This is a genomic window from Paenibacillus sp. 10L310 (assembly GCF_056395745.1).
On sequence record NZ_JBFTKC010000024.1, the window covers coordinates 14554 to 38117 of the forward strand.

Below are 23564 nucleotides of genomic sequence, written 5' to 3' on the forward strand. Positions count from 1 at the left end.
ACTGATCTAAAAAATCACTGGTGCGTCCAGGCGTCCAGTCCCTCATCGCTTATATCAATTGGTGCCTGATTAGACATGTATTCGGCATGGGCTAGAGGAAAAGCATAGCCACCTGTAATAATCTCACCATGTTTTCTTCTAATGCGTCCTCCTCTTTCGATTAAAAGAACCAAAGGTTCATACAAATCATGAAACTCCGACGCAATTTCATTTCCGGAATCAAATAATAACAACCATTCCAAATATGCTTCACACGTTCCTTTTAGGAAACCGTTTTTCAATTCCTTTAATTGAGGACATTTTTCAGTAATATCCAGATCAACGTCATATCCGAACGCACGAGAAGCGTTGAAAAAGGGATACGATGTTTTCAAACTGTATGTAGTGGTCAATATTGCTGCTCTTCTAATATACTCCTGTAATAATGCCATGTTTGAGGGCTCATTTGTTCTACCGAAAGTACTCCAATTGATGCTGTTTATTCTTTCTATACCTTTACATAATTGATTCATTAATACCTCCTCCTCTAGAGTCAACTACCCGGCGATACTAAGGGTTTTTCAAAGATTTTTTTCTAAAATATCCAATGTAAAAAGTAAACAATAAAAATATTACTAAACCCACATACCAATCTCTATTAAAGAGGAATACTATCGGAATGAATAAAAATATAATTAAAAATGTCCAATTATATATCTTGTGAATAAATCTCTTTTTTATAAATCCTTCACTGATAATTGCAAATAAGATAATAACATAACTGTAGAGATCAAATGATAGTAAAAATATAGAAATACCTTCTATAGCTGTTGATGCTGAAATAAGAGATAAAATAAAGTACAAAACTAAAATTAATAATATAAAATTTAGATATGCATGAAATAAAGGAATAGCAAACGGTGCGATCTTAGACTTAAAAAAGCTCTCAATAGTTACCATAAGATCACCACTGCTATCACTTGTAATTAACGGGTTAACTTGTTCACTTTTCAAAAAAGAAATTTCTTTTTGAAGTTCTTTTCTAAAACTTATCATTCCGGCCCTTTGATCTATCTGATTATCTTCTTCTCTAAGCCTATTAAACGTTTCAACCAATCGGTTGGGGAACAATACTGTGGCTTTTGAAATTTTCTCCACGGCATCATAAAAATCTGTTTTCCTTTGTACATATTTGTATACTTCTATTTCAGCTTCTGTATAAATCTCTAATGCTTTCTCAAAGCGTTGTTGGTCTAATTTAATACTTTCTAGATAATTCGCTCTCAATTCTTTGTACATCCAAAATAAAAGAACTATAATAACGGTTATCACTAGATATGTTCCATTATTCGGAACCACACCCTTAATAAAGTCTAAAAAATAATTCATATATACCTCCTATAGTATATGGTAAATAGTATTTACCTAATATATGTCGGAAGTATTCTATTTACTTTTTAGTAGCCACCTTGGTCCCCTCTCATAAAACGATAGAACCACATCCAACATACCGCAACAACTCCTCACAACGTCTTGCCCCTCCTGACATTTAACTTATTTTTGGTACAAACAATACACCTTCATTTGAGAATTTCAGGAGAATGGGTACAAACAAATAGAACTATAGGTCCTCACAAACGGCATCTAACATGGATTAAAATATAGTATAGATCAAGAACTGAGGATTGAGACGATGACAAAGATACAGATCCCTGTGGATCAAATGACACACACGATTGGCGTGTTTAAGATAGGACACGGGCACTTGCAACAAACACTGACTAGATTAAACGGCCAACTCACTCCCCTACTCGGCGGTTTTGAAGGCGAGACAGCCGAACGCTTTGCCCACTTATACCGTTATGCAGAGAAAAACCTGAATACCACCTTGGATTTGCTGCATACAATATCTCTTCGTTTGGAACAGATTCGGGAACGTTTTGTCGATACCGATTCCAATATGGTTAACATCTCTGCGTTACTACAGTATCAGGCCCATCCGGGCACACCTCGTACTAATGATCTTGTTTGCGGCCCAAATGATCCCCCTCCTAAACGAAGCGTTGAGGAACATGTGGATGCCTTTTTCAATCAGGCCGGAGAAAATATATTAGCGATTGGTGACTCTGCCCTGCAATTAGGTAAAGACCTTATCGAACATCCATTAGATACTGCGGGTAACTTCTTGTATGATAATACCATTGGTACAGTTACCGACATAGGGAGCGGAATCGCCTTTAGTTGGAACTATGCTTGGGATAACGGAGATACCCGAGAACAGGCAGAAAAGCATATTGCAGCTGAGTTCGATAAAATGAAGCAAGAAGGCGGAGCAGAGTACGCCGCAAATATCACAACTTCTATGCTCCTCGGAATCTTCGGTAGAAAAGTCGGGATCAAGTCCATTGATGGCAAACAGCATCACTCTCCCCATACCGATTCTGGAGGGGGAAAGGGAAAAGAAGCAGATACGAATTTAAATAGTTATTCTGGAGCTCCCTTTCACTACAGCCAAGAGCCTACAAAAAGAGGTGGCAAAAGTATTGCAGATCAAATTGCTGAACGTGGTTGGAATGATCAACGATTGGGTGAAGCTATGCATGAGCCGGCAGGCACAGTGGATTGGATTGACCAAAGAAAAGGACAGAATAATGCGCCCGTCACTGTATACTATCATGAAGATGGCGGTTACGCCGTTAGAAGAAACGACACGGGAGAAATCATCCAAGTTAGTCAGGTAGATGATCCTAATTGGAGCACATACTGGTCAGATGATGATATAAATTGGATTAAATAGCTCCAGGTTTAAATTCAATTATTAATAGGGAGTAGATCAAATGGTCGATAATAATAATGCATGGAGCACGGAGTATCCTCCTGTTGATATTCATACCGTAAAGACAGTGGAAAAGACTTGGGGTATACAATTTCCCTCTGAGTACATTCATTTCATAGAAAAATATCACGGTGCAGAACCTGCCCAACGGACGTTGAACATTAGTGGAAAAAAAGTGATGTTTTCTTCCTTCTTAACCTTCATCGCATTTGATGAGCTTGATATATTGGATGTATATAATGAGCAAAAGAACAACCTTCCTCCTAATCATTTTCCTTTTGCTATAGATGTAGAGGGTAACCTGTTTTGTTTTAATTACAGCCACAATTCTCAGCCTAATATTATCTATATTGAAACGATAAATTCTTACAACACCTTGGGTGGTCATCTGGCCGCCACAGACTTTACAGCATTTATCCAACAATTTAATTAAACAATCTGACTTCATCCAGTAAGGATGGAGTCTATACTAGAATCAGAATCTTGAAAGGATGCTCTCATGATAACCGATAAAAGCTTCTGATTCGGGAAAATATTTGTGTAATGACCGCCCCCGCAGGATCTATAAAGGGATTTTAAAAGAGGTGTTACATATGTTAGTTAAAAAAATAATAAACGATTGGGACCCCATTAATCTATTCCCCTACGCTCCTGAGGATGAATATGAGGAAGAGGTAACACAAATTGAAGAATATATTCGCACCGCCAGCTTGGACAAACATAACTTAGCTAAAGAAATATACACGATGTTCAGGAGAAGATTTGGGAGCGATTTATTCACTGAGAGTTTAGAGTCATGTACAAATATGGCGAACAAAATTCTGGAACTGCCGCACTTCATAGGCTATACATTATCTAAGCTTCGTACTTACGAATGGGCCAGATATAATATGTTTGCAAGAGAGGACATTTACCATCACACCCCTGGATTTTATTTCAGATTTCGCAATGCAGGGAATGTGTACAACGAATTAGCTATATGTATAGATGCTTTCCAGGGCGAGTTACAATGGAAGTTGTATCTTGGTCTTGAGACTCGCAACCAGAATTATAGCTTGGAACCATATGAAGTATATCAGGCAAGATTAACGGACGAATATAAGAAAAATTATAATCTAAAAGGAATTTTAGGCGATAAGTATAACGAAATATGTGAAAAAGGGATCAACGACATTCCATCTTTAAGTGATCATATTGAAGATTGGTTTAATTTAGTAAATAAAAAGCCGATCTTTCCTGACCGTGACTAAGTATACGACTGTGACTCAGGTAAAATATAAACAGCGTATGATCAATTAAATTGTAGGCAGTCTTTTCAACGCTCAGAGTGTTTGTCTATTTTACCCAACTTAGATACGCTCCTGTCCTATCCCTTTCATAAATGCCCGATACCGCCCAAGCTGCTCCGCCGTCGCCTCTCCCCGTAATGACTCCAACAATGCTATGCACCTTATAACATACCGATCCATCCCTAGCTTATGCGCTAACCTGATTGCCTTCAAAATGAACTCCACGGCCCCCTGTGGTCTTCCCATCCACTGTTCGTACAGAGCTCGCTGATAACAGTAATGGTACATATCATCGTTGTTTGAAGAATTTATTTCTGTGCCATCGCCCAGCATCTGATCCTCACTCATATGTAAAACCCGATCAATCTGCCATCTATGCCGCACTGCTGCTTCCGTAATCACTTTCAGACCCGCTAACCATTCCTCCAGATGCTCAAGCAAAAAGTTCACAAACTCCTCCAGCAGTTCGACCTGCCCGGCTTCAATCTCAAGAGCATACCGATTCACCTGTGCCTTATGCCTGAACTCCTGCACCACCTGCATACCTACATCATCCAGATTCTCAATCCACCCTATTTCTGCATATTGATCGATACATGCTCGCGCCTGATCTACCTGTCCCATCTTCTGGTGAGCCATACCTCGCATTAGGTGACTGAACCCGTAATAGTAGACCAAGGGCCGCTCGATGTGTATATGTGGTGCAGGCACTCCCTTTGACCGGTACTCCTGCCGCTCTTCATGGATCGACTGAACACATAGATATAACATGTCCGCCCTCTCCATCACCTTGTTCCAATTTTCAAAAGCCACAGCCATGTCCAACATTTCAACAATGATGTCCGGTTTGAGTGATTTTAGGATAGATTTCCACAAAGATAATCCTCCTTAATTATCGATTTTCTTATAATTGTATAGATAAACCAAAAGAAGATCAATATAAATTGTACTTATAAGTACTTTTTAATAATTATTTCCTTTGCACATATTAGTCTGTAAGGATTCTATAACCTCTTCTAACCTTAAGTGGAGGTGATCAAATGAGTTTACCAGAGGACGTAGGAAATCGAATACGTGAGTTAAGGAAGGCAAAAGGCTGGACTCAGGAACAACTGGCGGAAGCAGCAGGTCTTCATTACAGCTATATTGGTGGGGTTGAACGGGGAGATCGTAACATTTCTTTGGAGACTCTTGAGAAAATAATCAATGGATTGCAGGTCACTGCTGAAGAAATCTTTAAATTCAAAGAAGACTCTGAGTACAAAAAAGCCTTGGATGAACATATAACTTTAATAAGCGGCAAAAGTACAGATACAATCGTATCATTGACCAAAATTAGCAAAGAATTTTTAAATGCTATCGAAAAATCATATAAAAATTCCGAATAAATATATCTGTATCTACATCATTACTTTAATACCAAAAAAGAGTGGAGTACGTCTCCACTCTTCTCTTATTTCTCTTTTCAAATAACTTCCCGCTCAAACTCCGCAAACTCCACTCTGTTACGCCCGTTCTGCTTCGCCTGATACAGCGCCTTATCCACCGCAGCGAACAGTTGCGTCAAATACCCCTCCGGATTGTCCGGCACATGCACAACTTCAAAATCCTCAAAGGCCAGAATTCCAATACTAATCGTAATCGACACCTGCGTACTCTCGTGATCCACCATGATGTGGTTGGACTCCACAGCTGTCCTCACGCGCTCTGCGATTTGGTTCGCCAGATCATGCTCCGTATGCGGAAGGTAGATCATGAACTCTTCCCCGCCATAACGCGTCAGGATATCGGTACTGCGAATCGATTGTTTGACCGCCTCCGCCGTGCGAACAAGCACTTCATCCCCGATGACGTGTCCGTAGCGATCATTGATCGCTTTGAAGTAGTCGATATCGAGCAGCAGGAGAGAGAATGGTGTTTTGTATTGAATATTGGTAATAACCTCGTGATTCAGATGTTGGGTCAGATATCGACGGTTGTAACAGTTGGTTAAACTGTCCGTCAGCGCCAGTTCCTCCAGTTTGCGATTGGCCTCGGATAACTCCTGACGGATCAGGTCTAGCGCCTGATTTCGCTCTTGAAGCGTTACGTTCTGGCGATTCATCTCTTTCACGTAGAAACGCTCCTGCGAGACATCCTGGAACGTGAGAATATGACCGATCGGCACAAGAGCCGAATCCACAATCGGAGAAGATTGCAGGATATAGTGCCGGATATTGTTGTCCCGCTCCACGATCACTTCAATGTGAGAGAGGGTATTTTCTTTTTTCTTATAGTGATTCACGAACTCCCGACAGCTACCCACGACATGAACAGACTCCAGAAAGGCTTCCATATCAAAAGAATCCCCCACATGCAGATCCATAAAGGATCGAGAGGCTTTGTTCGCTTCAACAATGACTTCATTCTCATCCAGTACCAGGATGCCATATGGAATGGTATTGATTACGTCCTCATGGGCGATGGAGACCAGATCGAACACATTGTATCTTTTGATCACATAGACAAAGAACAGGTCCGATAGAAAGATCCCCAGCGAAGTCATGCCAGGAATGATCGGCAACCACCGGGCTAGAACGACATTCAGAATCGCATCAATCGTTGCAAAGACAGCCAAGACCAGGATGCCCCACAGGGTGATTCTCACCTGTTTTTTGATCATGGCAGACGTGTGCGAAGAATACACCGCCCGGAATAGAACCACGAGAGAAGTCAAGAAATAGCTCACCAGAATAGTCATCACAACCCAGAACCAAAGGCCGTAATCCCGCTCGATGTACCCGCCCTCCAGTGGAATGACGAATTCGTTCCATGGATTTGCGACCACACCTATAGCCCCGATCACCGCAGGGACAAATAGCAAGAAGGTTCCTTTTGCACTCAGACGCTCTGAATAACCGGTAATAAAGATCGTCAGTAGAAGCCACCCGCTCCCAAGCAAGGAGACCGCAACGAAAGATAAGGTAACGTAGAACAATTGCAGACCTGAATCATCCGTGAGCGTACTCGCAAATTGACAGAAAGGCCAGAGCATCATCAACCCGTGAAATAAAAAGTACACCTTATGTAAGTTCGTAATTCTAACCGTAGCAAATACATATACACCTACACCAAACAATAGGACAAATAAAAAGAGATCATACCATACTAAAGGGTTCACGAATCTTCTCCTTCTTAGATGCTACAATGACAACGTGGTTGTTCATGATTCTATGTGATACTTATATATAACTTCAATAAACACCTATACAATTCTGCTACGCCAAACTTATTGGTTAATTTAACCATATCTTATCACACCACCATAAGGGTGAGTAGCCCATACACTGGAAGTCCGACCAACCTCTGATCGAAATGCTGATCTATTTCTGATTATTTATGAATGCCTTTGAAGGTTTAGAGTACAAACAGGAGAGGAGATCATCTGCTCGGGAGTTATTCAGATATCATCAAGTGATCGATATTGAGCCATCCGGCTATCGGACGGCCCTTGTATCATTCGGTTACTGCATGTAGAGGGAGATTATCCGTGAATAGATCGGGGTTATCCTTCAGCATCTCCGTAATTACCTCTGCTGTCTTAGCCGCATCACACACTCTTACGACCGCATCACCGAGCTTTCCTGTACGCATCGCACCTTCGCGAACCAATACCTCATCTACTTTCCAGAAATGCTCCGACCATGGCAACCCACAATGTCTACGGGATGGTACTGAAATCTGGCTTCCATCTGGTAAAACCGTATACAGCATCTCATGCTCTTCCGTCATTCTGCCAGGGATGTCCACCCACTCTTCGACCCCATGGATAAATGTATTCCGCTTCAAGTCAACGCCTACTAACAAGATCGTCGCTTTCCGATCGAGCAGTTTCCCCCATGCTGAACCTCTCGCGCACGGTGTGTCGAAGAGATGATCATCCTTCGTAAATGCCTCTGCGTCCCGTCCCAGTGCTGCTACCGAATGCGTTGGGTGCCACGAACGAACTACGCCCGGACGTTTACGAAAAAGTTCAGGCAGAATGCCCACGCAACAGGTAGAATTTTCCACGTGGAACACTGGGTTATCCGCATTAATGGTAGACCACGTATGAGTGTTAAGCACCAACAATCCCTCTTTCATATAGTCGCTAAAGGCATCCAACACTGTGTCTGCTCCACCTTCAACCTCGCCTATACTTTTCATGGAAGAGTGAATGAGCACCGTGCCTTGCCTATCCACACCAAGCTGTTCTAGTTGCTGCATCAAGCTATCTTTTGTATACATGTCCTTCCTCCTTCATTTCTTATCCCTTTTCAATGAAAAGCAAATCCTTGCTCAGCTTCACATCATGCTTCTCAGCATAACAAACAAAGGGCCGAGGGTTAACCCCCGGCCACAGAGAAAAAAATTGGTTGAGTTCAGGCAGTAGCTGCCACTCAACTTTTACTTAATAATAACGTACTCCAGATTCACCAGCTTCGCATACGTCACGATCTGATCTGTGGTCAGGTTCAAGGATACAACCGTATGGTGACCACCACCATTTTCGATCCATGCTTTCACTCCATCTTGGAAGTTAGGCTTCACGCTCCACAGAACACGTGCTACTGGCAGATTAGGTGCTGGAACGGTTGGTTCAAAAGCAGATACTTCGTTGATCAGAAGTTTGTAATGAGTACCGAAGTCTGCCATGGATACCACGACACCTTCGCCTGCTTTACCATCGAATACAAGACGTGCCGGATCTTCACGATCGCCAATGCCCAGTGGGGACACGATAATTCTCGGTTTCGTGCTGGCAAGTGTCGGATCTACTTCAAGCATGTGAGATTGCAGGATAGCTTCCTGTCCGGTAGCCATCTCGTATGTGTAATCTTCCATGAAGCCTGTGTTCTCGTTATGGGCCATGATTTTCAGCAAGCGATCCAGCGCAGCCGTTTTCCAGTCACCCTCACCGGCAAATCCGTACCCTTGAGCCATCAGGCGTTGCACTGCCAAGCCCGGAAGTTGTTTCATGCCATGCAGATCCTCGAAGTTCGTAGTGAAGGCACTATATCCACCTTCGTCCAGGAAACGTTTGATCGCAATCTCATAGCTCGCTTGCACACGTACGCTGGCTTCCCAAGCTTCCTTGCTGTTCGTGCCGTAATCGAATTCGTAGAGGTCTCCATACTGAGCGATCAAATCATCGATTTCCTGCTCTGTTACAGCGTTCACGTATTGCACAAGGTCGCCAATGCCAAAGTAATCAACGGTCCATCCGAATTGGATCTGTGCTTCTACTTTATCACCTTCGGTTACGCCCACGTTGCGCATGTTATCACCGAAGCGAGCTACTTTGATGTTAAAGCTTTCATTATAAGCTACCGCTACGTCCATCCAGTCTGCAACCTGCTGTTGCACTTCTGGGCGCTCCCAGTAGCCAACAACGATTTTATTTTGTTTTCTCAGACGGGCATTAATGAAGCCATATTCACGGTCACCATGTGCCGCTTGGTTCAAGTTCATGAAGTCCATGTCGATCGTCGACCAAGGAATGCTTTCATTGAATTGGGTTGCCAAGTGTAGCAAAGGTTTTTGTAGCAATTTTGTACCACGAATCCACATTTTCGCAGGGGAGAATGTATGCATCCATGTGATAACACCTGCTACTTCGTCGCGATAGTTGACTTCCTTCATCGTGCTCGTGATTTTATCTGCGCTTACCGCCAGATCCTGCAATACGAGCGGGTACGGCAGCACGCCACTTGCATTAAGGGCATCCGTGATTTTCTGTGCGTTGGCTTTTACTTCGCCCAGTGCTTCTTCTCCGTACAAGTGCTGTGAACCGACCACAAACCAGAATTCTTTTGCTGTTGACATATAATCATCCTCATTTCATTATTTTATATTTGAACAAATGGGTTACACTGGACCACTGCGCAGCCAGAATAATCTTCCGATCACTGTTATCCCCAGATTTTTTTGATTCCCTTTTCTAAAGGGAAAATCCGGGGATAGAGGTGAACGCTCCGCTTCTCCAGCTTTCTTCTGTCTTCTCCGTTATCGTGTAAAAGTTTTATACAACTTCGTTGGCAGTAGTAGCACAAGACCTATTCGATTGGATTAGTGTCATCCGATCGATACACAAACTAATTACTTCTGTCCGTAATACGCGTCTTTTCCGTGTTTTCGCAGATAGTGTTTATCCAAAATGCCTTGTGGCAGTTCCTTCGCAAAGTTATTCAATTGCCGCGCGTACAGGTTCATTTTGCATACCTCTTCCAGCACGACACTGTTCACCACCGCAGACTTGGCATCTTTCCCCCACGTAAACGGTGCGTGACCATGGAGCAACACTGCCGGAACAGCCATAACATCAATCCCACGCTGTTCAAACGTTTCAATAATGACGCGTCCTGTCTCTGCTTCGTATCCGCGATCAACCTCGTCCTGGTTCAGGAAACGTGCGCAAGGCACCGCCCCATAGAACGTGTCCGCATGTGTTGTTCCCATAACGGGTACGTCCAGTCCGGCTTGCGCCCAGATGGTCGCCCACGTGGAGTGTGTATGCACGATGCCACCAATCTCCGAGTAATGCTTATATAGTACGGCATGTGTTGCAGTGTCCGAGGAAGGTCTCATTTCACCCTCCACCACGTTACCGTCCAGATCAACCACAACCATGTCGCTTGCTTTCATCGTATCGTAGCTAACGCCACTTGGTTTGATTACGAACAGACCGCTTTCCCGATCGATTGCACTGACGTTACCCCATGTGAATTTTACAAGTCCGTGCTTTGGCAGTTCCAGATTCGCCTGGAATACCTCTTCTTTCAGTTGTTCTAACATGTTATTCCCTCCCGTTCTCTAATAGTGCGTGTTCAAAAAGTCGGTTTTCAGTACCGAGAAGATGGGATGAAGCTAGAAATGGAGTAGCGGAGCGTAGATAGAGCTACGTGAGCCACGGACATTTCGGCTGAATTCCATATTCGATGTTGATGATGCCACTAGGCATCCTTCGTAATCAAAAGCGGTCTTTTTGAACAACCTCTACCAGATGATCTACAGCTGCCTGCTCAATTGTGAGCCCCTTCCGGTAGCGTTCGATAAATGCTTCAAAGCCTTTCACATCCGATGCATCCGGCGCCACTTCGACACCCTCCACATCGTTAAAGACTTTCTGCTCCAGGAACACATCCAGGCTCTCCTCTTGATCCTTGTTGATCATGTAGGAAGCCAGAAGCGCCATGCCCCATGCGCCGCCTTCACCAGCGGTAGACATTACCGACACCGGTACGTTCATCGCAGCAGCTACAATCCGTTGCCCGACGACAGGCGTTTTGAACAGGCCACCGTGAGCCAAAATGCTGTCAATCGCCACATCCTCTTCCTCCGTCAAAATGTCCATACCCAACTTGAGTGCACCGAAGGCACTGAACAGATGTGTCCGCATGAAGTTTGCCAGATTGAAGTTGCTTTCCGGGGAGCGGACGAACAATGGACGGCCTTTCTCAAGTCCCGTAATGTTCTCACCTGAGTAGTAACCGTAGCTGAGCAAGCCACCACCATCAGGGTCTGCCTCCAAAGCCTTGTTAAACAACACGCTAAACAACTTGGCGTTATCCACTTCATATCCCATTGCTTGAGAGAATTCACGGAACAGTCCAACCCATGCATTGATATCACTGGAACAGTTGTTGGCATGCACCATCCCTACTGGACTGCCATCCGGCGTGGTGACCATATCGATCTCGGGATACACTTTGGACAATTCCTTCTCCAGTACGATCATCGCAAATACGGATGTGCCAACGGAGATGTTCCCCGTACGTTTTCTCACGCTATTTGTTGCCACCATACCCGTTCCGGCATCGCCTTCTGGCGGGCAGAGCGGAATGCCTGCTTGCAGATCTTGCGAAGGGTCGAGCAACTTGGCTCCCGCTTCCGTCAATACACCTGCATTCTCACCAGCGAGATATACCTTGGGCAGAAGGTCCTCGACTTTCCACGGATAACCTTTGCCTGCGATCTGTTCGTCGAACTGTTGGATCATGGATGGGTGATAGTTATGTGTAGACTCGTCAATTGGGAAAATGCCTGATGCATCGCCGATCCCAATCGCCTTATTGCCCGTCAGCAACCAGTGGATGTATCCAGCCAAAGTTGTCAGGTGATCGATCTGTGGCACATGCACCTCTTCGTTCAAAATCGCTTGATACAAGTGGGCAATGCTCCAGCGTTCCGGAATATTGAATTGCAGAAGTTCCGTTAGCTCTCTTGCAGCTGCTCCCGTCGTAGCGTTACGCCACGTGCGGAAAGGTACCAACAGTTCACCAGCGCTATCCAAAGCGATATATCCGTGCATCATGGCCGAGAATCCGATAGACCCGACCGTGCGCAGCGTGATTCCGTATTTCTGTTCCACATCTTGCTTCATCTCACGATAAGCCGTTTGCAGACCTGTGATGATATCCTCCTGGTTGTACGTCCAATATCCATCTTTCAGGAGGTTCTCCCATTCATAACTGCCTGACGCGATGGTCTCAAAACGATCATCAATCAATACCGCCTTAATCCGCGTTGATCCAAATTCAATTCCGAGCGAAGTAGCGCCCTTGGTAATGGCTTCTTTCAAGTCCAATTGACTCATAATCACGTGTATCCCCTCTCCGGTCGCGATTTCACATCCCAAAGGATGCATATATAAGGTGAAGCTTTTACTTATGGCAGTAGCTAATAATGAATTTTGTATAAATGCTTCCTGTTGTGTTTTCAAAGAATGCGCTTTCCTTTTCTGACAGCCTTAGTATATTTTTTGTACGTACATTTGTCAATAATATATAATAGTTATACTTACAAAGGACAAATATTGTAGTCTATTTAACCATTCAAAGCTCTTATATGGCTATAAATCGGCTATGCTGTAAGGTACACCTCTCTCTAAAAAGACCTGATGTGTACGGTTTACTTCAAAAATTGTGCTGTTTTATATGCATTCAAACTGAATCATGCTAAAATATGTACGTACAACTATTTGAACAACAACGTTGATATAGATGAGTAACGATGAAAGAAGTGGACTACATGAAGCCAAAATATCAGGTCATCATTGATGATATAAAGAGTCATATCCTTTCGGGGACATATAGCATAGGCGAACAGATCCCAACCGAGTTGGCATTACAGGAAAGCTACACCGTAAGTCGCCAGACCGTGCGGAAGGCTATTTTGGAGTTATCAAACGAAGGATTTTTACGAAGCGAAAAAGGTTCAGGGACCTACGTTAGCAATCAGTATCGCTCTCGATCAGGCGGCAACACATCGAAGAAAACAATTGGTGTGATCACGACATACATCTCGGATTATATCTTTCCGTCCATTATCCGCGGTATTGAGAGTCGTCTAAATGAGGACAACTACTCGTTACTGCTGGCCAGTACTAATAATGATGTAGCGCAGGAGAAAAAAGCCCTCGAAATGATGCTCTCCTACGGCGTGGATGGCCTGATTGTCGAACCGACCAAAAGTAATCTATACAACCCAAACATTGCATACTACCTGTCCTTCAAGGAGCAGGATGTGCCGTTTACGATGATTAATGCATTTTATGAGGAGCTGGAAGTTCCGTTCTTCTGTCTGGATGACGTGCAATCCAGTTATCTTGCCACACGTGAATTGATCGCCAAAGGCCATACCCAGATCGGCATTATTGCCAAAATGGATGATCTACAAGGCAAGTACCGAATGAAGGGGTACATCAAGGCGCTGGGTGAAGCGAAGTTACGGTTCCATCCTGAGCAAGTGCTTTCCTTTGATACCGCATCGAAACCGGATTTATCCTCTAATGTAGCAACGTATCTGGACGAAAACAGGGATTCGCTCACCGCGATTGTCTGTTACAACGATGAGGTGGGACTGGAGGTCGTGCACGCCTGCAGGCAACTGGGCATCTCGATCCCGGATGAGTTATCCATCATTGGGCAGGACAATTCGTACATCGCCAAGAACGCGAACATCAGGCTAACAACGCTAACCCATCCCCAAGAACAAATGGGCCGCGATGCTGCCGACTGGGTGATCAAGAAGCTGCAAGGCAAAAAGGATCTGCCCACCAACACCTACTATCAGCCGGTGCTGGTTGAGGGGGAGACGGTGAAGGAGATCGTAGTGGAATAATATTGTTGTGGGACGGGCGTTAAGTTGTTACCGAGCGTTTCTGTTCAGCATACTTAAAGAAGGCCGTCAGAATATCTGCGGCCTTCTTTGTTTTTGTTCAATATAATGAGGGATTAACTTCTTCTTACATATACATCTTCTCTAATCAAAACTACTTCGCCTGATCCGCTTCTTCGCTTACCAGACTTACAAGGACACCTTTCTTCTCCAGCTTTTTCACAACCTGCTCTGCTCGATCATTCAACGGATTGTTAGCCAAATATACCTCTGTTAGATGTGGGATGGTATCGAGCACTGCAATATCCTCAATGAGGTTATTTTCTACATATAGATACTCCAAGGTCGGATGATTTTTTAAAGGAGTCAGATCCTGAATTTTATTATCGTTCATAATGACCCATTCTAACTTTAACTTCTGAAGAGGACTTAGATCAGTCACCTGATTCCCACTGGCGAGTAAACTGGTCAGCTTACGCATATTTTTTAATGGAGCCAGGCTTTTGATTTTGTTATTGTCCATAACCAGATTTTGCAGATTAGTCAGACCTAAAAGCGGTGAGATATCTGCAATCTGATTGCCTTCAACAGCTAAGAACGTCAATTTCTTTAACTTGTTGAGTGGCTTAATATTTTTTATATTTTGACCAGGCAAGAATAAATCCGTCATATTAACGGCATGTTCAAGACCTTGCAGGTTAGAAATCTTACTTTTTAATTCCATAGCATATAGAGATTTTAATTTTTTCAAATCGGCAGCCTTTATTTCCTTCTTAGCCGACATCTTCAGATCTGCTCGAATAACTTTGGCCAAGACCGGGTCCTTAATAAGCGACGACGCAGCCAAAACGCTCGTTGCCGGTAATAATACAAAAACCAAACAAAGTACGATCAACTTTTTGATGATTTGATTGTGCATGTAGAATCTCCTTACATTATTTAATAATACAAATATACCATGATCTGGAATGTAATACATGGATATTATTTTCATCCTAATTTAATAAAAAGAACGGATAATGGACTACTTCATCAAGGAATGTAACCCTCTGTGCTTCATACCGGAAAACTTGTGGCTGAGGGTAAGCCCGCAGAGGTAATAACCGCTCCACAGGTTAAAGACATTTTCGGATTGGAATGTACGGTCATAGAAGACCCCGTTTCAGGATCACCGATGGTGGTGCCTAAAGGGCGATATCATGCGAGATAGACAAATAGCGGCAGTCGCGACAAAGATCCCTTTGTCCTAACTGTCGCTATTTTATTTCGTCCACCACACCTCTTCCTCAGTCATGCCGCTTCCCTGTTCCGTTATTCTTATCTCTATCCATTGCTTCACTCTCTTGGCTGTTGTGAGCTCTGATCAATCATCCACTCAAAAGTGAGGATACACGAAAAAGCCATACGGATGATGATCCATACGGCTAATTTAACGATTTTTTTCTTATACATAACACATGCGTGAATAATGAATGACGCTACAAATGTTACTTCCAAATCTCTTCAGCAATTTCCTTAATGAAGGAAAGCTTGCGCCATTGTTGTTCCTCGGTCAGATGGTTGCCTTCTTCCGTGGAAGCGAAGCCGCATTGCGGGCTCAGGCAGATCCGATCCAGATCAACATATTGTGTAGCTTCCTCAATCCGTTTCAGGATATCTTCCTTGTTCTCCAACTCTCCGAATTTGGAAGAGAAGAGGCCAAGTACAACCTGCTGATTGTCCTTCAGGAATCGAAGTGGCTTGAAGTCTCCAGCCCGTTCCGTATCAAACTCCAGATAGAATCCAGAGTAGTTATCGATGCTCAGAAGTGTCTGCGCAATCGGCTCATAACCGCCACCGACTCCTGCAAATGTCGAAACATAATTACCGCGGCAGACATGAGTGGTTACCACGAGGTCTTCCGGCAGGCCAGATACCACATCTTCGTTCAGTTTTGCGAGTTCATTGGCGTACTCTTCCACATTAACACCAATCTGCTCCATCACTGTGATGAACTGTTGGTCACACAATGCACCCCATGTGCAATCATCAATCTGGATGCTACGGCAGCCGGCTTCATAAAAAGCTAGGATGGATGCTTTGTACGCTCCGACAATGTCCGAGAGAAGCTCTTGGCGGTTCGGATAGATGGCCTGTGTGCTTTCCTTATTATCTGCCCGGTCCAATTCGAATAGGAACTGGGCTGCTGCTGGAATGGACTGACGGGCAACAACGTCCTCCCCAGCCGCTTCTTTCAAGAAGGCATAATGCGCTACAAATGGATGACTGCTATAGCTGATTTTGCCGCTCAGACGAGCTGTTTCCGGTCTGGAGGTCGCACCGTTGAATCGGTAGCCTTCCTCAATGATCGTCCGCTCTACACCATCCAGTCCCCAGAAAAAGTCCAGATGCCACCAAGAGCGGCGGAATTCGCCGTCCGTTACAGCCTGAAGGCCAACCTCTTTTTGCTTCTGTACAAGTTTCACAATCTCGGCATTCTCCACTTCATTCAACTGTTCCGTGGTAATTTCGCCGTTCTGGTATTTTAATCGGGCATCCTTCAACGCACTTGGGCGCAGGAAACTGCCAACAATATCATATCGAAATGGAGTGACTGTTCGTTGTTTAGGTTCTGTTTGTAGGCTCATAGTTTAATCTCCCCGTTTATCATTATAGAATTAAATATAACATATCCGATCGGAATAGCTGTTCTACGAAAGAGTTATAGCCCGCTATAGGTATTAGCTATAGCGGGCTATATTTAAGGAGACTCTATATACAATCATGTATTCAATCTTACCTGACCGGATGTCCGGAACAGGATCTCAACATCTATGATTTCAAGTCAACGTAAGAACGATTTGATCCCCCGAACGGGTAATTTTATAAATCCCCTCTTGCATGTCGATACCATAATGCTTTTTCAGCAACCACTTGGCGTTGAGATCCGTCTCGACGACCACCAGATAATCGTAACCGCTCAGAAGGTTATCCATATTATCCTCATAGAACAACACGATCCCGTCCACATGTGGAGCATACAAGAAATACTTTCCTACATATTGCATGTAATAATTCGTGACCTGCTGGTCCCTGTCTGAGGCGTAGAAGAGATATCTATTATTATCCACCTGACCACCTGGGTACCACCGATCACCGGTAACCGCATGAATCTTGTAAGGGAGCGTTGTATCGTAGGTTTTGGCAATCGAGACGATCCCGTTGTATTCCGATAAAAGGATGGTCGCCGCAACAGCCATACAGCCGATAATGCCTTTTTGATAATGACCTTTCGTCTTGACCGTCTTAAAGGATTGATAATCAGGCACCTCACCGATCCGATAATGGAATGATCGCTCTAGGTCGATTGCAGCGCACAACACCAGCCCACCGGCGAACAGCACCACGATACTGGACGCATAACGCTCAAAGCCTGCCAGGACAATGGCTTCATCCAATGGCATGGAGAAGAGATACAGCGCCAGAATACCCGCATAGTACAGTAACAGAACAACGTCCAGTGCAATTAATGCTTTCCACAAGTTCCACTTCTTCTTGAGCACGACAATCGCAAATACAGATGCTGCGATTGCGATAAGTTGAAAAAGTACAATGCCGAGCACAGGCCTGGACGTAATATCTATGCTTGATTTCAAGAAGAGCGTCAGAATCTCCCATTTCTGTTCTCCCGTCTTGCCCGCTTTGATCACCGAGGCTGTTCCCTCGAACTTGTTATTAATGCCTTGGAACACCGTCGCCATTCGCCAGCTCCAGCCGAAATACGGAAGTAGTGAACCACCAATGGTACCAAGCACAGCCAGTCCGACTTTCCAGTTCGAGCGTTGCCCATTTCTCAACCATGTATACACCAGGAAGATCAGGCCGATCGCGGCGAAAATAATACCCGTGCTTTTGATGATGGTCAGCAATCCGGCAAGCGGAAGAACAACAATACATGCCTTCATGATCTCATTCCGATATTGGTAAATAACCGCCAGGATCGCGAGTGCGTAGATCGGAAGCAAGAAATCCACAAGTAGATTGGTGATCCGAATCGTCAGATTGAAAAAAGAAAGCGTCGATAACCCGAGTCCGAGAAAAGCGTACAGAAGAAAACGTTTCTTCTCCGAAATAATGCCAAACATGGCATAAAAACAGGAAAAGATAAGCAGACCCTGTGCCAAAAGCATCACGGACTGGGAATGCCCCATGAAGCGACAGACATAATAAATAAATGACGAAGTTCCGAGCGGATAGTTTTTAAAATCAATCAGATTGGAGTCTGGCGTCGGAAAGGTATTTGTACTCAACATCTGCTTCAATACAATAGCCCAGTGCGAGAAATTATCGTAGTGTGTCAATTGATTTTGGAACAGAATCAGCAAAAAGATGAACGTTCCGCCCAGAAAAGAAAACTGAAATAACGAGAACAATACATTCGGCTTGGTCCCTCGTCGGACAGCTCGAACCAGCGTATCTCTAAAAAGAAACAAGCCGAGTATCATCACGATAATACTTCCTATAAAGAGCTGACCTGCCAAGCCAGCGAAATATACGATGCAGGCAATCGAGGAAAACACAAATACAGGGATAAACTCCCACCGTAGTGCAAATGTCTTCCGAACAAACTGCATATAACCAACAAAGGAGATTATCAATAAAACTCCCATCACAAAATGAAGCACAATGAGCATCTTTATCTCTCCTAACCCTCTCTGGTGGAACGATCGGAATGTGGCTCAATCAAATCAGTCAACAATTGGTCGATCAGGCCCTTCTCCACAATATCATCGATATTCTCCACCGAGAGAAGCACTTCGCGCTCACGAGCTGTCGTTTTTCCCGTATGTTGCAAAATGACTTCAATATTACTCTTCGTATAAAAAGTAACGACCGCTCCTGCCGCAATATCACCATGGAAACCCGTCGCGGAGAAGAAACGATAATTGAAGCTGCGCAGCGTACAGCTAGCATCATTGGTGAAATGAACTGGAAGCTGAAGGGAAAGCCGCGGCATTTTTCGCTGATCCGATCTGGGTTGAACAATCCGTTTTTTCACGTTACGTAACATATCGTCATAAGCCGTATCCCACAGATTCATCTGCTCTGGCAACGAGTGTTTACGGTCGTAGATGATTTGCATGTATTGGCGGTTATCATTCTCATCAATCGGCTGAACCGTTGCGGAGTAACGCCAGCCCTCTCCATCCTGTTTCACATAAACGATGACTGCATCGAGATTGGCCTCATACCGGTCGGTTTTGACAACCAGAGAGATGATTTTCTGCTCGGCCAAATAAATGGGATATGGGACATAGAAGGCAATACCTTGCTCAGATACATCCACCGTCTTGGCCTGATAACGCAGATTGTTGGCTTGGTCGTGAATCGTGACATCTTCCTGCGCCCGAATCCGTTCTGTCTCCCGATACGCACGGCGGCCGATCATGAAGAACAGGGCGTAACACAATGCAATCATGTTATGAATCAGCCAGAAAATAATGATACTGCTGAAGAACAGCGCAATGCCGTACTTGCCATTCACATACCGAATGACAGCTGCAATGGAAAGCAACAGCAAGAAGATATGCGGAAGTGCATATAACAGAGCAGACATCCATTGTCGACCGCTTGCTCTGCTTTTGTTGGTAACTTTGAACTCTTTCTCACGAATACCCAGTGTCTCCAGGAGAACCGGCCAGATCAGATAAGGCATAAATATGGTATCGATAACCTGACTCCATCGCTGATTCCGAATATTGCTGGACAGATATCGCATGGATAGACTATAGAAGAAATAAGATGGAAGCCAGAATATTAAGATTTGCCAGAAGGTTGTATTTACAATCTGGAAGTCGAATAACGCAAACAAAATAGGCGCCAAAATGAAAATCAAGCGGTTAAAGAAGGACCACCAGTATAAGAAACTACTCAAGTAGGTTACCCTCGTCCAGAAAGGAAGCTTCCCCGATATAGGTGCACGCGTATTCTGCAGGCTCTGAATGATACCCCGTGCCCAACGAATCCGTTGTTTAATCATGCTCTTCACTGTTGTTGTTGTCTGCCCGGCAGCTTGAACCTCTTGAGTCGCATAGGTAATATAACCTTCCTGCTGCAAGCGGATGCTTGTCTCAAAGTCCTCGGTGATTGTATTGAGTGGAAAACCTCCGATGTCTTCCATGCCCTGCCGGGAAATGATCGTATTACTTCCTGTATAGGCTACCGCATTGGAGGCATTACGCAGGATGTTCACTTCTCTGGAGAAGAAATCCTGTTCATTCGGAATACCTTGCTCTGCATACAGGTTAAACTGGAATAGATCCGGATTGTAGAAGCTTTGCGGGGTCTGTACCAGACCAAGCTTGAACTTAGGGTCCATCTCGTCCTCTCGGCGAGGACGCCATACCTCATTCTCCTTAATAAACGTGGAGAGCATGAAATAGGGTACCGTTTTCATCAAAAAGGTGTGCTGCGGAATCATATCCGCATCAAACGTTGCAATGAGCGGCGAAGAGCTTTTGCTCAGTGCATTGTTCAGATTACCAGACTTGGCATCCTTGTTTCCGGGGAACCCCAGATATCCCACGCCAAACTGTCTGGCAAGCTCCTCCACCTCAGGTCTTGCTCCATCGTCACAGAGATAGATATGAACCTTCTGCTTGTCCGGGTAATCCATGAACGTACAGGCATTAACGGTTTTATATAACAGATCAACGGGCTCATTATGCGTAGCAATAAACACATCCACATCCGGATAATACTCCGGCGGAACGATTGGAAAATCGAGCTGTGTACGTTCTTTTTGCATCTTTTGAAAGAATAATTCAAAGGTTGTCAGTACGGTGACCGTCTCAGCCACAATCAGCAGCATACCAAAAATGACGTTCAGAACGCCTTCACCCCATGGCAACGTAAAGAACGTACGCCATACCAAATAAATCGACATCAGGATCATCGTGATGACAAAAAAGATATTCTGCCTTTTTTCGTTTTGCACTACAACTGCTTCCTCCTTGCTGCAAATACCCATCTTCGCTGCAATTGGAAACTGAGCAGGAACAGCAAGGCATCACAGACGAATTTCGCCAATTTCTCATCTACGAAGAGAACGGTATGGAATATATATACACCGGTACTGGACAGCAAGATCACTACTCCGCATAACGTTAGATAGCGCCATAGACTGCCCTGGCTATCCTCCTTGCGGAATACAAAGTGTCTGTTCAGTACATAGTTGACCACAATGGAAATAACTCTCGCAATCACGGTTGCAAGCAGAATTCTTAAATAGTGCTGCTCACCCAATACGGGCCGTAACGCGTCGATCAAAAACCAGGCGATGCCCAAATCAACAACCGAACTGGCCACCGATGATGAAATGAACCGCAGGAAATTGGAGAACAACACCCCCATGACCCGAGCACTATCCTGGATCGCTTTAAAATGAGTGCCTGCATTGCCATTCTCATAAATGACTTGGATTGGCATCGTATGAATCGGTATGCCAGACTGAATGCACGAGATGAGCATCTGCAGCTCATATTCAAATCGAGTGCCGCGAACATCCTGCATAAACGCAAGTAACCCTGGACCGAAGGCACGAAGCCCAGTCTGGGTATCTGACAGTTTTTTACCATACAGCATGGCAAAAATAAAGGAGGTCATTCGATTGCCTAACAGGGACTTTGGAGGTATATTCCCCTCGCTGAAGTTCCTTACCCCGAGCACCAACGAATCCGGATGAAACCTTGCTTCTTGGGCTATGCGGTATACATCTTCAGCTGCGTGTTGTCCGTCTGAATCAGCGGTTACGACGAAGGAAGATGCGTCGAATTGCTTCCCAATATACTCAAATCCGGTCTTGAGTGCTGCACCCTTCCCCTGATTTTCCGTATGTGTCAGCAAAGCACAACCGTTCTCGCGAAGCTCCTCGAAAATCGACTGGTACGCATCACCAGATCCGTCGTCCACAATAACAATATTAGTAAATCCATACTCTCGCAATTGCCGTACATAGGCTGGAAGTCTCTCATCCGGTTCAAGCGATGGAATGAGGATGATCGTTTCGCCGTTTTGTCTACCTATAATCATCCTGATAAGCCTCAATTCGACATATTTTCACAGATTCTTTTTGAATATTGTGAGTATAACATCGAAAAGGCATACAGTAAACGAATAATTTGTATATATATTGGTAAAAAAGTCGCACTCTTTTATAAGCTAATTCATAGGCTAAAAATACTAGTTGAGGGTTACTCTAGCACTACTCAAACAATTGTACATTCGGCTCTCGTTTCAGCACATGTACCAGCATGGCATGCCGTTATCCACGGTGGTGATAGAGATGCGCCTGCGTATCCAGAAGCCACTCGATGCGTGAATGAACTCCTCCCCAGAATGCAGTCGTTTCTCGCAAAAGTTCATCTTCGGTCTCCATCGACCGATTGGACATGCATCGACTTACAAATCTGGACGAATGGCCACTTATGCGGATCACGAATTTGAATTAAAATTACCGTAGACGATTGAAAAAGGCTGTGATTCCAATGTTATTTGAAAGAGACAAATGGTTGCAGTATGGCATTCTGCGCGATGAGCCCTCTCTCGCTGAACGTTTGCCAGAAACACAGTTGCTTGAGAAGGATACGCTAACGAAGATGCTTCTTCAGTATCCCAGCGTTGTACTGAAACCTCGTAATGGCAGTTACGGAAGGGGTATCCTGTTCATTAAACGAAGCGGTGCAAATGCTTATCGTATTCAAAATGAAAATAACACAGTCACCATGAGAGACAACGAGCAGTTACTCGAATGGTTCGAACAAACAATCAAAAGTGATGAATACATTGTCCAAAAGCGTCTGCAGCTTGCTCAAATTAAACACAGGCCGTTCGACATTCGGATCATGGTTCAGCGCAAAAAGGGTTCCTCGTCCACTTGGAACGTGACCGGTTCCTATGCTAAAGTCGCAGCACAAGGATACCAAGTCACCAATGTGAATAACCGCCCCATTCCCGTTATTAAAGCACTGAGACTGGCTCGAATTGGAGATCGGCGCTTACTTGTCAGAGCGGAACAAGTTTCACGATTAGCTGCCAAACGATTGGGAGAGCATTACCCTATGCTTAGACAAGTCGGGTTCGATATAGCCATCGACAAGAAACGGCGAATTTGGATTATCGAAGGCAATTATCAACCAGCCTTACGGCCTTTCCGACTTTTGAAAGATTCCTCGATGCACCGCAGAATATTATGGTACAAAGAACATTAAAACGAAAAAAGACGACCTGCCTGCTAGCCCGGCAAGTCGTCTCTTCATGTTTCGTGCGTAATCTCGATATTAACC

Annotated in this window: 20 protein-coding genes; 6 read left to right on the forward strand and 14 right to left on the reverse strand. The window is 44.4% G+C overall.

Features of this window, described 5'->3' with window-relative positions:
- Positions 1 to 14: 14 nt before the first annotated feature.
- Together AC1DE7_RS28330 and AC1DE7_RS28335 are read right to left on the reverse strand one after the other, a co-directional pair.
- Positions 15 to 512: a hypothetical protein gene (locus AC1DE7_RS28330; RefSeq protein WP_405158207.1), complete on the reverse strand. Its 498-nt coding sequence runs from the start codon at positions 510 to 512 to the stop codon at positions 15 to 17.
- 37 nt (positions 513 to 549) lie between these two features.
- Positions 550 to 1368, reverse strand: coding sequence for a hypothetical protein (locus tag AC1DE7_RS28335; RefSeq protein ID WP_477535661.1), 819 nt, complete (start codon positions 1366 to 1368; stop codon positions 550 to 552).
- A 304-nt stretch (positions 1369 to 1672) separates the two neighbouring features.
- Here AC1DE7_RS28335 and AC1DE7_RS28340 point away from each other — a divergent pair, with 304 nt between their 5' ends.
- The 3 genes from AC1DE7_RS28340 to AC1DE7_RS28350 all read left to right on the forward strand — a co-directional run bounded on the left by AC1DE7_RS28340 (position 1673) and on the right by AC1DE7_RS28350 (position 4065).
- Positions 1673 to 2776, forward strand: a complete 1104-nt coding sequence (locus tag AC1DE7_RS28340) for a colicin E5-related ribonuclease (protein WP_477535662.1) — start codon at positions 1673 to 1675, stop codon at positions 2774 to 2776.
- Positions 2777 to 2816: 40 nt separating this feature from the next.
- Entirely contained in the window at positions 2817 to 3248 is a 432-nt protein-coding gene (locus AC1DE7_RS28345) for an SMI1/KNR4 family protein (RefSeq protein ID WP_133386374.1), read from the forward strand.
- A gap of 160 nt (positions 3249 to 3408) precedes the next feature.
- Positions 3409 to 4065 (forward strand): DUF1871 family protein, encoded by a 657-nt coding sequence (locus AC1DE7_RS28350; RefSeq protein WP_405158210.1) that lies wholly within the window; start codon positions 3409 to 3411, stop codon positions 4063 to 4065.
- Positions 4066 to 4164: 99 nt separating this feature from the next.
- Here the strand turns inward: AC1DE7_RS28350 and AC1DE7_RS28355 are convergent, their stop codons facing one another.
- Positions 4165 to 4980 (reverse strand): DNA-binding protein, encoded by an 816-nt coding sequence (locus AC1DE7_RS28355; RefSeq protein ID WP_477535663.1) that lies wholly within the window; start codon positions 4978 to 4980, stop codon positions 4165 to 4167.
- A 164-nt stretch (positions 4981 to 5144) separates the two neighbouring features.
- Here AC1DE7_RS28355 and AC1DE7_RS28360 point away from each other — a divergent pair, with 164 nt between their 5' ends.
- Complete coding sequence (locus AC1DE7_RS28360; protein ID WP_339284885.1) at positions 5145 to 5492, forward strand: helix-turn-helix domain-containing protein; 348 nt, start codon at positions 5145 to 5147, stop codon at positions 5490 to 5492.
- Positions 5493 to 5569: 77 nt separating this feature from the next.
- Here AC1DE7_RS28360 and AC1DE7_RS28365 read toward each other — a convergent pair whose 3' ends face one another.
- From AC1DE7_RS28365 to AC1DE7_RS28385, 5 genes are all read right to left on the reverse strand, one after another.
- Entirely contained in the window at positions 5570 to 7264 is a 1695-nt protein-coding gene (locus AC1DE7_RS28365) for a histidine kinase N-terminal 7TM domain-containing diguanylate cyclase (RefSeq protein WP_477535664.1), read from the reverse strand.
- Positions 7265 to 7599: 335 nt separating this feature from the next.
- A complete protein-coding gene (locus AC1DE7_RS28370; RefSeq protein WP_477535665.1) occupies positions 7600 to 8370 on the reverse strand; it encodes an AAC(3) family N-acetyltransferase in 771 nt (256 codons plus the stop codon).
- 159 nt (positions 8371 to 8529) lie between these two features.
- Positions 8530 to 9948, reverse strand: coding sequence for an L-arabinose isomerase (gene araA / locus AC1DE7_RS28375; RefSeq protein ID WP_477535666.1), 1419 nt, complete (start codon positions 9946 to 9948; stop codon positions 8530 to 8532).
- Positions 9949 to 10221: 273 nt separating this feature from the next.
- Positions 10222 to 10917, reverse strand: a complete 696-nt coding sequence (locus tag AC1DE7_RS28380; protein ID WP_036611813.1) for an L-ribulose-5-phosphate 4-epimerase — start codon at positions 10915 to 10917, stop codon at positions 10222 to 10224.
- A gap of 175 nt (positions 10918 to 11092) precedes the next feature.
- A complete protein-coding gene (locus AC1DE7_RS28385) occupies positions 11093 to 12718 on the reverse strand; it encodes a xylulokinase (RefSeq protein WP_477535667.1) in 1626 nt (541 codons plus the stop codon).
- Positions 12719 to 13152: 434 nt separating this feature from the next.
- Between AC1DE7_RS28385 and AC1DE7_RS28390 the strand changes: the two genes are divergently transcribed.
- On the forward strand, positions 13153 to 14244 hold the full coding sequence (locus tag AC1DE7_RS28390) for a GntR family transcriptional regulator (RefSeq protein ID WP_282322252.1): 1092 nt from the start codon (positions 13153 to 13155) through the stop codon (positions 14242 to 14244).
- Positions 14245 to 14395: 151 nt separating this feature from the next.
- Here AC1DE7_RS28390 and AC1DE7_RS28395 read toward each other — a convergent pair whose 3' ends face one another.
- The 6 genes from AC1DE7_RS28395 to AC1DE7_RS28420 all read right to left on the reverse strand — a co-directional run bounded on the left by AC1DE7_RS28395 (position 14396) and on the right by AC1DE7_RS28420 (position 22672).
- On the reverse strand, positions 14396 to 15160 hold the full coding sequence (locus AC1DE7_RS28395; protein WP_477535668.1) for a leucine-rich repeat domain-containing protein: 765 nt from the start codon (positions 15158 to 15160) through the stop codon (positions 14396 to 14398).
- Positions 15161 to 15728: 568 nt separating this feature from the next.
- A complete protein-coding gene (locus tag AC1DE7_RS28400) occupies positions 15729 to 16868 on the reverse strand; it encodes a 5-methyltetrahydropteroyltriglutamate--homocysteine S-methyltransferase (RefSeq protein ID WP_477535669.1) in 1140 nt (379 codons plus the stop codon).
- Between the two features lie 192 nt (positions 16869 to 17060).
- Positions 17061 to 18914, reverse strand: coding sequence for a hypothetical protein (locus AC1DE7_RS28405; RefSeq protein WP_477535670.1), 1854 nt, complete (start codon positions 18912 to 18914; stop codon positions 17061 to 17063).
- Positions 18915 to 18925: 11 nt separating this feature from the next.
- Entirely contained in the window at positions 18926 to 21217 is a 2292-nt protein-coding gene (locus AC1DE7_RS28410) for a glycosyltransferase family 2 protein (RefSeq protein ID WP_339284893.1), read from the reverse strand.
- Complete coding sequence (locus AC1DE7_RS28415) at positions 21217 to 22311, reverse strand: GtrA family protein (protein WP_477535671.1); 1095 nt, start codon at positions 22309 to 22311, stop codon at positions 21217 to 21219. The genes AC1DE7_RS28410 and AC1DE7_RS28415 overlap by 1 nt, the downstream gene beginning before the upstream one ends.
- 232 nt (positions 22312 to 22543) lie before the next feature.
- The gene (locus AC1DE7_RS28420; RefSeq protein ID WP_477535672.1) at positions 22544 to 22672 is read right to left on the reverse strand and encodes a hypothetical protein; all 129 of its coding nucleotides are present in this window, start codon (positions 22670 to 22672) and stop codon (positions 22544 to 22546) included.
- A 94-nt stretch (positions 22673 to 22766) separates the two neighbouring features.
- On the opposite strand from AC1DE7_RS28420, the gene AC1DE7_RS28425 reads away from it, so the two are divergent.
- Positions 22767 to 23489, forward strand: coding sequence for a YheC/YheD family protein (locus tag AC1DE7_RS28425; RefSeq protein WP_477535673.1), 723 nt, complete (start codon positions 22767 to 22769; stop codon positions 23487 to 23489).
- The last annotated feature ends 75 nt before the right edge of the window (positions 23490 to 23564 follow it).